The organism is Rhodococcus sp. NPDC057297, assembly GCF_042667435.1.
GTDB lineage: Bacteria > Actinomycetota > Actinomycetes > Mycobacteriales > Mycobacteriaceae > Rhodococcoides.
Genome location: NZ_JBHUZE010000002.1, coordinates 718,042 through 730,861 on the forward strand (window position 1 = coordinate 718,042; position 12,820 = coordinate 730,861).

The following is a 12,820-nucleotide window of genomic DNA, read 5'->3' on the forward strand; positions in this document are numbered from 1 at the left end:
TTGGACCCGCTAGGTTGGGACGAATCAGTCGGAGGAGCACAGGCGCATCAGGAAGTGCCGGACTCGTCTTTCCCGCTTTCTCCCGCACAGCTGGGCATGTGGTTCGCCCAGCACGTGGATCCGTCGGTGCCCGCCAACATCGCTCAGTACGTCGAGCTGCGCGGGGATCTCGATCTGGACGCACTGCGCACAGCGCAGTCTCGCGCCGCGTTGGAGCTGCAGTCCGGTTTCGTCCGCATCGTGGAGGTCGATTCCGAGCCACGCCAGTTCGTCGACTCCACCCTCGAAGATCCACTCGGTTACATCGATCTGCGGGGTGAACCGGACCCGGTCAGCGCAGCTCAGGATTGGATGCGCGCGGATTACAGCGCGCCCATCGACATTCTCCGGGATCGACTGATCGCGGCCACCGTTCTGCATCTCGAGGACGACAGGTACTTCTGGTTCAACCGAGTCCACCACGTCGTGCTCGACGGCTTCGGCGCCGTCACGTTCATGAATCGCGCCGCGGAGTTGTACACGGCATCCGTGGAGGGCCACGAGCCACCGCCGAGCAAGGCCTCCGATCTCAGCAAGGTGTACGAGGCCGAGGTCGCGTACCGTGAGTCGAGCCGGTTCGAGAACGACAAGAATTACTGGGCCGATCGCGTCGCGGGTATCGAGGCCCCCACGAGTCTCGGTGGCCGTACTGCCGCCCCCGCGCCCGTCAGTCAGATCGACAGTCGATCACTGTCCGCGGGGACGACGGCGGACCTCGCTGCACTGGTCGACTCGGCTGACACCACGACTGCGACGGTGGTCATCGCTGCGTTCGCGAGCTACCTGGCTCAGATGACCGGCACTCAGGATGTCGTCCTCAGTTTGCCGGTGACCGCTCGTACGACGGCAGTGTTGCGTAGGTCCGGTGGCATGGTGTCCAACGTGGTGCCGTTGCGTCTGACGGTGACGGCGGACATGTCCGTCGAGGATCTGTTGGCGAAGGTCACCACCGAGGTGTCCGGCGCACTCAGACATCAGCGTTATCGCCACGAGGACATCCGTCGCGACGCAGGCAGTACCACCGGGCAGGCGTCGTTCTTCGGACCTTGGGTCAACATCATGCTGTTCTTCAGCGAGGTGCGGCTCGGCTCCATGGTCGGAACCCTGAACGTTCTGTCGACGGGTCTCATCGAGGATTTCGGGCTGAACCTGTACCAGAGCATGGGTGGACAGCAGACTCACATCGACTTCGAGTCGAACCCCAACGTCTACTCGGCAACGGAATCCGAGCGCAACCACACGCGTTTCGTGGAGTTCCTCGACCGATTCGTTGCGGCGGCACCCACCGACCGTGTGTGGGATCTCGATTTGCTCACCACGACGGAGCAGGAACTCGTCGTCGGTGGGTTCAACGAGACCGACCACGAGGTTTCCCAGCGAACGTTGCTGTCCGATTTCCACGCCCGCGTGGATATCGATCCGTCGGCAACGGCCTTGGTCTACGAGGGAACGACTCTCAGCTACGGCGAATTGGCCTCCCGGGTCAGTGGTCTCGCGCGACTTCTGGTGAGCAAGGGGGTCGGGCCGGAAACACTTGTCGGTCTGTCCATCCGACGATCACTGGACCTGATCGTCGGAATGTACGCCATCGTCGAAGCCGGTGGCGGATGGGTTCCCATCGATCCCGACCATCCCGCCGAGCGCACCAGGTACATCCTGGAGTCCGCCGATCCGCTGTGCGTCCTCACCGTCGCCCGCGACGACGTCGATCTGCCCGACGGTGTCGAGGCTGTGGAGATCGACCACCTCGATTTCGAATCGATGAACCGTACGCGCATCGAGGACCGGGAGCGCATCGCTCCGTTGCGCCTGGACAACACGGCATACGTCATCTACACGTCGGGTTCGACGGGACGCCCCAAAGGTGTCGCGGTGTCGCATGCGGCTATCGACAACCAGCTGCAATGGATGCGTGAGGAGTATCGCCTCGACGCCTCCGACGTCTACCTGCAGAAAACTGCGACGACGTTCGACGTGTCGTTGTGGGGGTTCTTCCTGCCGTTGCAGGTGGGTGCCACCATGGTGCTGGCGACCCCCGATGGGCATCGAGATTCGATCTACGTCGCGGACAGGATCGCCGAACACGGCGTGACGGTCACGGACTTCGTGCCGTCCATGCTGACTGTGTTCGTCGCCAATGCCCCTGTGGGAACGTGTGATTCGCTCCGTCACGTGTTCGTCATCGGTGAAGCGCTCCCTGCCGAGACCGCGGCGGCGTTCCGCGAGCTCTGTGGGGCAGGTCTGCACAATCTGTACGGCCCGACCGAGGCTGCAGTGTCGGTGACCTACTACGAGAGCGGGATCCAGGACGTCAGAACCGTCCCCATCGGCGTCCCGGAATGGAACACTCGTGCGTTCGTGCTCGACGGCAGGCTCAGGCCGTCGCCGATCGGGGAAGCGGGCGAACTCTACCTCGCAGGTGTCCAGCTGGCACGAGGCTATGTCGGTCGACCCGATCTGAGCTCGGATCGTTTCGTCGCGAACCCCTTCGGTGCGGGCGGGGACCGCATGTATCGCACGGGCGACCTCGTGAAGTGGCGCGCCGACGGCAATCTGGACTACATCGGCCGAACTGATTTCCAGGTCAAGTTCCGTGGTCAGAGAATCGAGCTCGGCGAAATCGAGACTGTGCTACTGGCCGACGAGACTATCTCGCAGGCAGTCGTTCTCGTGGTGGAGACGGCGACGGGTGATCAGATCGTCGCGTATGTCGTTCCGGGGAGCGGCGAGTCGATAGACGTCGCGGCGGTGGTGGAGCGAGCGGGCCGATCGCTGCCGTCGTACATGGTGCCTGCGTCCATCATGGCGTTGGACGCATTCCCACTGAACACCAGCGGCAAGCTCGACCGAAAAGCATTGCCGGAGCCTGTTTTCAGTAGCGACCGCGAGTATCGCGCGCCACAGACTCACGCGGAGCAGGTCGTCGCGACCGTGTTCGAGGACGTGCTCGGCGCCACCCGTGTCGGGCTCGACGAGGACTTCTTCGAACTCGGCGGAAACTCCTTGGTCGCAACGCAACTCGTGACGCGCGTCGGATCGGCGCTCGGAGTACGCCTCGGTGTACGTGAATTGTTCGAGGCCCCCTCCGTCGGTGCCTTGGCAGCGCGCGCAACGAGCGCTCTGGCGCAGGGCTCCGTCGGACCCGAGCTCGTGGCAGGGCCCAGGCCGGATGTCGTGCCTCTGTCACTCGCTCAGCAGCGAATGTGGTTCCTGAACAGGTTCGACCCGGATACCGCTGCGTACAACCTTCCTTTCATGGTTCGACTTCGTGGAAACGTCGACAGATCGGCAGTGGAGCGCGCCTTCGCGGACGTCGTCGAGCGCCACGAGACATTGCGGACGGTCTACCCCCAGATCGACGACGCCCCACAGCAGGTCGTTCTGCGTGCACAGGACGTGTTCGACGGACTGAACGTGACGGATGTCGACGAGGCCCAACTCGTCGACAGTCTCGTCGAACTCGCCCGGGGTGGGTTCGACGTCTCCGTTCGGGCGCCGTTCCGAATCGAGCTGTTCAAGCTGTCCGACACCGACTACGTGTTGGCGATGGTGCTGCACCACATCGCGGCCGACGGGTCGTCGTTCGGACCTCTCGCGCGTGACATCATGGTCGCCTACGAAGCTCGCATCGACGGGCGGTCGCCGAGCTGGACTCCACTCGAGGTCCAGTATGCGGATTACGCACTGTGGCAGCGCCGAGTACTGGGCGCCGAATCGGACGAGAATTCGCTCTCGGCACGGCAAATTGCGTTCTGGTTGCGCACGCTCGACGAACTCCCCGATCAACTCGACCTCCCGTCGGACCGACCGCGCCCGGCGGTTGCGACCAACGGGGGCGCCAAGAGTCGCTTCGTGATCGAACCCGATGTGCATCGTGGATTGAGCACCGTGGCTCGATCGCACCAGGCGTCGCTGTTCATGGTGGTTCAAGCTGCGTACGCAGTTCTGCTGTCGCGCTTGAGCGGAACGACCGACATCTCCATCGGTGCGCCGATCGCCGGTCGAGCGGACGAGAAACTCGACGACATCATCGGCATGTTCGTCAACACTCTCGTGCTCCGCGCGCGGGTGGATCCACACTCGTCGTTCGACGTGCTGCTGGATCAGGTCAGGAATACCAACCTGTCCGCGTTCGCGCACGCCGACATCCCGTTCGAACGTCTCGTCGAGGTACTGAATCCTGCGCGGTCCACGGCACGGCACCCACTGTTCCAGGTCGCTCTGTCGCTCGAGTCCGCCCGCCAGCGTGAGCTCAGCTTCGCGGGCCTCGAGGTGGCCGCGGAGGAACTCGACGTTCCCATCGCGAAGTTCGACCTGCAGTTATGGTTGACCGAGCATCAGGACGAGAACGGACGACCTGGCCGGATCGAAGCGGTCTTCGAGTACGCCACCGATCTGTTCGACGAGGCCACGATCCAGAGCTTCTCGAAACGGTTCGTGCGGATCCTGGACGCGATCGTGACCGATCCCTCGGTTCCGGTCGGCGCGATCGACATTCTGGCGGCCGATGAAGCAACGACGCTGACGTCGGTGCACGGCGGTGCGAACGAATCGCAGCGATTGCTGCACGAGTTCTTGGACGCCGGTGTCGCAGCCAACCCCGACGGCGCGGCTGTACGCGCATCCGGAGCGGAACTGACGTACAGCGAACTCGACGTGCTCACCAACCGCTACGCGCGGTACTTGATCGAACGTGGAATCGGCCCGGAGACCGTGGTGGCTCTCGCGTTTCCGCGATCGCTCGAGATGGTCCTGTCCATCTGGGCAGTCGCGAAAACCGGCGCAGCATGGGTGCCGGTGGACCCCGAGTACCCCGTGGATCGGGTGCGTCACATGCTCTCGGACTCCGGGGCGGTTGTCGGCATCACCACCTCGGCGCGAGTCGACGCCCTACCCGCGACGTGCGAATGGTGGCCGATCGACTCCGAGGAATTCGAGAAGTCGGTCGAACGTCGTTCCGGCGCAGCGTTGGTCGATACCGACAGGCTGTCCTCGGTGACCCTCGACAGCGTCGCCTACGTCATCTACACCTCCGGTTCGACCGGCCTGCCCAAGGGCGTGAGCGTCACCCACCGTGGCCTGTCCGGACTGATCGATTCTTCACGCGAGCTGTACCGAGTCACGCCCGAATCACGCTTCCTGCACGTGATCTCACCGTCGTTCGACCCGTCTGTCCTGGAATGGGCGCTGGCTGCTTCCGCCGGCGCGACACTGGTTGTGGTCCCGCCGTCGATCATCGGCGGACCTGAGCTTCACACGCTTTTCGCGGACGAATCCGTGACGCACGCCGTCATCACACCTGCCGTGCTCGGCTCGATGGATTCCGCCGGTCTCGACGATCTCGAGTTGCTGTCCGTCGGCGGCGAGGCGTCGGCGGCAGATCTGGTCGGCCGGTGGGCCCGAGGGCGTCGCTACTTCAACGCATACGGTCCCACCGAGACGACAATAGTTTCGACGCGCGGCGAGCTCTTCGCCGGTGAGCGGATCACCGTCGGTGGCCCCGTGCCCGGAGTTGGGGCACTGATCCTCGACACCCGGCTGAACCCCGTTCCGGTGGGTGTCGCAGGTGAGCTCTACCTGTCGGGCGAAGCCGTAGCGCGGGGGTACTACCGTCGTCCCGGATTGTCCTCGGAACGATTCGTCGCCGATCCCTTCGGCGTGCCGGGCACGCGTATGTACCGGACGGGCGACGTCGTCCGGTGGACCAACGAGTTCGACATCGAATACGTCGGACGGTCCGATTTCCAGGTGAAGGTCAGAGGGTTCCGCATCGAACTCGGCGAGATCGACGCGGCACTCGAAAGCTTCCCCGCGGTGACCTTCGCTGCCACTCTCGGCCGGGAGACGGCGTCGGGACAGACGGCGCTGGTCTCGTACGTGCACGGTTCGGCCGGTATCGACAGCGACGAGTTGGCGCGGTACGTATCGCGGCTGCTCCCGAACTACATGGTGCCGTCGGCGATCGTCGTGCTCGACGAGGTCCCGCTTACACCGATCGGCAAGCTCGACCGTCGGGCACTTCCCGAGCCGGAGTTGGGAATCAGCTTCCGCAAGTTCCGTGCTCCCACGACACCGATCGAAGAGACCGTGGCGACGGTGTTCAGCGACGTTCTGGGAGCGCCCGTAGTCGGCCTGGACGACGACTTCTTCGAACTCGGTGGAAACTCGCTGGTCGCGACTCAGGTCGTCGCCAGACTCGGTGCCGCGCTCGACGCGCAGGTGCCGGTGCGGGCGATCTTCGAGTCACCGACCGTGGCGCAGTTGGCCATCAGGGTCGAGCAGGAGGCTGGACGTGGAGCTCGTATCGAGCTCTCCAGAGGTGTTCGGCCGGAACGTATTCCGCTCTCCCTGGCGCAGCAGCGGATGTGGTTCCTCAACCGTTTCGACACCGAGTCGGCCACGTACAACCTGCCCATCGCGCTTCGTCTGTCCGGAGCGCTCGACGTGCCTGCACTTCAGGTCGCGATCATGGACGTGATCGACCGCCACGAATCGCTGCGGACGGTGTTCCCCAACTCGGCCGACGGTCCCCACCAGGTGGTGCAGGACGCAGCACAGATCGTTCCGAATCTGATGCCGGTGTCGACCACCGCGACGGACCTGCAGGGATCCATCGCCCACCTGGCTGCGACCGGATTCGACGTCACTGCGGACGTTCCCGTGCGCGCGCAATTGTTCGAGATCACGCCGACCGAGCACGTTCTGACGATCGTCGTTCACCACATCTCGGCGGATGGTTGGTCACTGGGCCCCCTCGCGCGCGACGTGATGATCGCGTACGCCGCGCGGACGGAGTGGGACGCTCCTGCCTGGGTTCCGCTTCCGGTCCAGTACGCCGACTACACCCTGTGGCAGCGCGCGGTTCTCGGTTCCGAGGACGACGCGTCCTCGTTGATCTCTCAGCAGGTTGCGTACTGGAAGTCGACACTCGACGCGCTTCCTGATCAACTCGATCTCCCGACGGACCGTCCGCGCCCGGCGCGTCAGTCCTTCGGCGGGGGGACAGTGGAGTTCGAGATCGAGCCTCGGATCCACGCCGGGCTGCTCGAGCTCGGACGAGAGCGCAATGCATCGCTGTTCATGGTTGTCCACGCAGCGTTGGCTGTGCTTCTGGCACGCCTGTCGGGAACCGAGGACATCGTCGTCGGAACCCCGGTGGCGGGGCGCGGCGAGCAGGCACTCGACGACGTCGTGGGCATGTTCGTGAACACGCTGGTGTTGCGCACCGATGTCGACGGACACGAGAGCTTCAACGACCTGCTGGCGCACGCCCGCGAGGCAGCGCTCGGCGCATTCGCGCACTCGGACATTCCGTTCGAGCGCCTCGTCGAGGTGTTGAACCCGTCCAGGTCGACGGCACGGCATCCGCTGTTCCAGGTGATGCTCTCGTTCGAGAACCTCGGGCCCACGCATCTCGATCTACCTGCGCTGAGTATCGACAGCCTCGATCTGGATGTCGCAGTCGCGAAGTTCGATTTGCAACTGACGCTCACCGAGCGACTGACGTCGGGCGGCGACGCGGACGGTCTTGCGGCCGAATTCACCTACGCGACCGATCTGTTCGACGAAGCCACTGTCCAGGCGTTCGCGGACCGCTTTCTGCACGTGCTCGGCGCGGTCATCTCCGACAGCTCCGTTTCGGTCGGCGACATCGAATTGTACGACGCCGTCGAGCGTGGGTTGATCCTGAAGTCCTGGAACAACACCGAGCACGGAATCAACGCCGACGCAACAATTCTCGACGCATTCGACGCCCAGGTCGACGCGCGCCCCGACGCGATTGCCGTCGTGTTCGACGGACGGGGTGTCACGTACGCGGAACTCGACGCACGTATCAACCGTCTTGCTCGCGAACTCGTTGCCCGTGGTGCGCGACCGGACAGGTTGGTCGCCGTGGCGATGCGGCGGTCGTTGTCGATGATCGTCGCGCTGTACGCAGTTCTCCGGTCGGGAGCAGGCTACGTCCCGGTCGACCCGGACCAGCCGGCCGAGCGTAACGGGTACATCCTCGATGTCGCGTTGCCGATCGCTGCGCTGACGACGTCCCACGACGACCTCGACCTTCGAGCCGACGTACCGATCGTCGAGGTCGACTCGCTCGACACGAGCAGTCACTCGGCGGCGAAGGTCACCGATGCGGATCGCCTCGCGCCGCTCCGCGCGGACAACGTCGCCTACGTGATCTTCACGTCCGGATCGACGGGCAAGCCGAAGGGTGTCGCCGTTTCACACTCCGCCGTGGTGAACCAGATCTCCTGGCTGGTCGCCGAATACGGCCTGAGCACCGACGACGTCGTCCTGCAGAAAACTCCGTTCACGTTCGACGTGTCGGTGTGGGAACTGTTCGCGTCGCTCGCTGCCGGTGGTCGCCTCGTCGTCGCCGAGCCGGATGGTCATCGCGACCCGGCATATCTGGTGTCCGTCATAGAGTCGGAGGGCGTCACCGCGACGTCGTTCGTGCCGTCCGTCCTGTCCGCATTCGTCTCGGCTGTCGGTCCCGACGGATGTTCGTCGCTGCGGACGGTGTTGGTCGCAGGTGAAGCTCTGCCGACATCGGTGGTTCGGTCCGCTGCGTCGGCGCTTCCGTCTGCACGGATCCACAACCTCTACGGTCCGACCGAGTTCGCGGTTCACGCAACCGCGCGTGCAGTGGCCGGACTTCCGGGCGTGTCCATCCCCGGTGCCTCGGCGCCGATGGGATCGCCGGTCTGGAACGCACGGGTGCTCGTGCTTGATTCTCGGTTGCGTCCGGTTCCGATCGGTGTCGCGGGAGAGCTGTATCTGACGGGCGCACAGGTCGCACGCGGTTACTTCGGCCGTCCCGACCTGTCGGCAGATCGCTTCGTTGCCTCGACGTTCGGCGACGGCACTCGGATGTATCGCACCGGTGACCTCGTTCGGTGGTCTGCTGCCGGGGAACTCGACTACCTCGGACGCACGGACTTCCAGGTCAAGCTGCGCGGCCTGCGTATCGAGCTCGGCGAGATCGAGTCCGCGTTGCTCGGACACGAGCTCGTGGCGCAGACCGTCGTTCTGGTTCGTTCCGATCAGCTCGTCGCGTACGTCGTTGCCGTCCCGGGTGCAACGGTGGACACCGGGGCATTGCAATCCGCCGTTTCCACGGTGCTGCCGACCTACATGGTGCCGTCCACCTTCGTCGTGCTCGATGCTCTTCCACTGAACGCATCCGGCAAGCTCGATCGCCGGGCTCTGCCGGATCCGGTGTTCGAAGCGCGAGTGTTCCGCGCGCCCCGCACACCGGTCGAGGAAATCGTGGCGGGTGTGTTCGCCGAGGTCCTGGGTGCGCCGCGAGTAGGTCTCGACGACGACTTCTTCGAGCTGGGCGGAAACTCGCTCGTCGCGACGCAGGTCGTGTCGAGAGTCGGTGCTGCCCTCGGAGCCCGCGTGCCAGTGCGGACGCTGTTCGAAGCTTCGACCGTCGAAAGCCTCGCTGCCCGTGCGGAATCCCACATCGGTGGTGGTCGAGTCGCGCTCGTTGCAGGCCCGCGTCCGGATCACATTCCGCTGTCGCTCGCTCAGCAGAGGATGTGGTTCCTCAACCGCTTCGACACCGAGTCGGCTGTGAACAACCTCCCGGTGGCCATCCGGCTCTCCGGAAGCCTCGACGTGTCTGCGCTGCAGGCCGCCATCGCCGACGTGCTCGAGCGTCACGAAGCGCTGCGCACCGTCTATCCGGAGACCGATGGGGTCGCCTCGCAGGTGATTCTGCCGACGTCGTCGGCTGTTCCTGTGTTGGTGCCGGTCGCCGTTGCCGAGGACGACCTTCCGGGACGAATCGCGTCCGTGGTCTCGACAGGGTTCGACGTGACGCGTGAAGTGCCGCTTCACGCCGAGCTGTTCGCCGTCACCGAGACCGAGCACGTGCTCGTGTTCGTCGCGCACCACATCAGCGCCGACGGCTGGTCGATGGGCCCGCTGACGCGCGATGTCATGATCGCGTACGCAGCACGGACTGTCGGCGAGGAGCCGGGTTGGTCCCCGCTCGCAGTCCAATACGCGGATTTCACGCTGTGGCAGCGTGAGGCACTCGGAAACGAATCCGACCCCCGGTCGCTGATCTCGACGCAGGCAGATTTCTGGAAGTCGACGCTCGCAGGTCTGCCGGAGGAACTCGTTCTGCCGTTCGACCGGCCGCGCCCGGCCGTGCAGTCCTTCCTCGGTGGTACGAGCAGTTTCCGCATCGAACCGGAACTGCACCGAGACCTCGTCGAATTGGCTCGCCGTACCGGCACGACGCTGTTCATGGTCGTTCACTCGGCGCTTGCAGTTCTGTTGGCCCGCTTGTCCGGAACGTCGGACATTGCAATCGGCACGCCGATCGCCGGGCGTGGTGAAGCGGAACTCGACGACGTGATCGGCATGTTCGTCAACACGCTCGTCCTCCGGTCCGACGTCGAACCGAGTCGGTCGTTCGAGAACCTGCTCGAGACGACTCGCGAGGTCGACCTCAAGGCATTCGGTAATGCCGACGTGCCGTTCGAGCGGCTCGTGGAGATCCTGAACCCGGAACGTTCCACGGCGCGCCACCCGCTTTTCCAGGTCGCGTTGTCGTTCCAGAACCTGCCGCAGACCAGCTTCGAACTGCCGGGGCTCAAGGTCAGTGCGGTCGAGTTCGACATCGACGTCGCCAAGTTCGATCTGTCGTTGCTGTTGTCCGAGCACACCGATCAATCGGGTGCGCAGACCGGAATCTCCGCTGAATTCACTTATGCGACAGCTCTGTTCGACCGCTCGACGGTCGAGGTGTTCGCTCGCCGGTTCGTTCGAATTCTCGAAGGTGTCGTCGCACGACCCGATCGTCCGGTCGGTGACCTCACCATTCTCGAGAACGACGAGTACCAGTGGCTGACTCACGTCCACGGCGACGAGGTGACTCACGGCGGTACTTTGCCGGAGATCTTCCAGCGCGGTGTCGACATCGATCCCGACGGTGTGGCGGTGCGCGCGGACGGCCGCTCCATCACCTATCGAGAACTCGACGAGACGTCCACGCGTGTCGCGCGTGCGTTGATCGAGCGTGGTGCCGGACCTGATCGCATCGTTGCGCTCGCCTTTCCGCGCTCCTACGACATGGTCGCCGCGGTCTGGGCGGTGGCCAAGTCAGGAGCTGCGCACCTGCCGGTCGATCCCAACTACCCGTCCGGACGCATCGAGCACATGGTCGGCGACTCGGGCGCTCTGTTCGGCCTGACGTCGGGCGACCACGTCGAGGAACTGCCTTCGGCGATCGAGTGGCTCGTGACCGACGGCGCGGATTTCGCAGCGGCGGTCTCTCGGCAGTCCGACGCTCCGATCACCGACGCGGATCGCACGTCGCCGCTGTCCATCGATCACGCCGCGTACGTGATCTACACCTCCGGCTCGACGGGACTCCCCAAGGGCGTCGTCGTCACGCACAGTGGTCTGGGCGGCGTGCTCGACGCGGCGACCGACCTGTATCACCTGGACCGAACATCCAAGTTCCTGCACATCTGTTCGCCGAGCTTCGATCCGTCGGTTCTCGAATGGATGGCCGCGTTCTCCGAAGGCGCGACCCTCGTCGTCGTGCCGTCGACCATCATCGGCGGTGAGGACCTCGCCGAGTTGCTCGTCACCGAGCAGGTGACCCATACGATCATCACGCCCGCCGTGCTCGGAACAGTGGACGCGGCGGGGATCGACAGTCTCCGGGTCGTCTCCGTCGGCGGCGACGTCACCACTCCCGATCTCCTCGCTCGGTGGGCGCCGGGCCGCACGTACTTCAACGGGTACGGTCCGACCGAGACCACGATCATCTCCACGTTCGCCGAGCTTCGTCCGGGCATGCCCATTACCGTGGGCCGACCGATTCACGGTATGTCGGCGCTCGTTCTCGACGCGCGTCTTCACCCGGTTCCCGTCGGGGCCGCAGGTGAGCTCTATCTTGCGGGCGGCGCTCTCGCGCGGGGCTACCACGAGCGCGAGGATCTGACGTCGTCGCGCTTCGTCGCCAATCCGTACGGCGCTCCCGGTGCTCGGATGTACCGCACGGGCGACGTCGTCCGGTGGACCTTCGGATCGGACGCCGTGATCGTCGACCCGAACGCGGTGACCATCGAATTCGTCGGGCGATCGGACTTCCAGATCAAGGTCCGCGGATTCCGTGTCGAACTCGGTGAGGTCGACGCAGCACTGACCGAACACGACAGTGTGTCCTTCGCGGCCACTCTCGGACGTGAGCTTCCCAGCGGTGCAACCGGTCTGGTTGCCTACGTGCTCCCGGCGCGAGGGGCGACAGTCGACGTCGAGGATCTCACCGAGTTCGTGGCGAAAACTCTTCCTGCGCACATGGTCCCGGCGTCGATCATCGTTCTCGACAGTGTTCCGTTGACCCCGGTGGGAAAGCTGGACCGTGCGGCGCTACCGGAACCGGTGTTCACCGAACAGGAATTCCGCGGTGCGACCGGAGAAATAGAGACGATCATCGCCGAAGTCTTCGCCGATGTTCTGAACATGGAGCGTGTGAGCGTCGACGAGTCGTTCTTCGCTCTCGGCGGCGACAGCATCGTGTCTATTCAACTGGTCTCTCGGGCGCGTGCACGGGGTATCTCCTTCACCCCTCGGGACGTGTTCGAGCGCAAGTCCGTTGCCGCGCTTGCCGAGGTCGCCACCGTGGTGAGCGAGACCACGGACGTCCCGGTGGTTGAAGAGCTGCCCGGCGGCGGACTGGGTCCGCTCGCACTGACGCCGATCATGAAATCCATCCTCGAAGGTCCGGGTGGATTCGCCAGGTTCGCGCAGT

At 64.6% G+C, this 12,820-nt stretch carries 1 protein-coding gene (cut by a window edge); it reads left to right on the forward strand.

Going from position 1 to position 12,820, the window contains the following annotated elements:
- On the forward strand, nucleotides 1-12,820 hold the beginning of the coding sequence (locus tag ACFULT_RS09365) for a non-ribosomal peptide synthase/polyketide synthase (RefSeq protein ID WP_378481295.1). Its footprint extends 17,312 nt past the window's final position; the window shows 12,820 of its 30,132 coding nt (coding positions 1-12,820); it begins with the start codon at nucleotides 1-3; its stop codon lies off the right edge, out of view.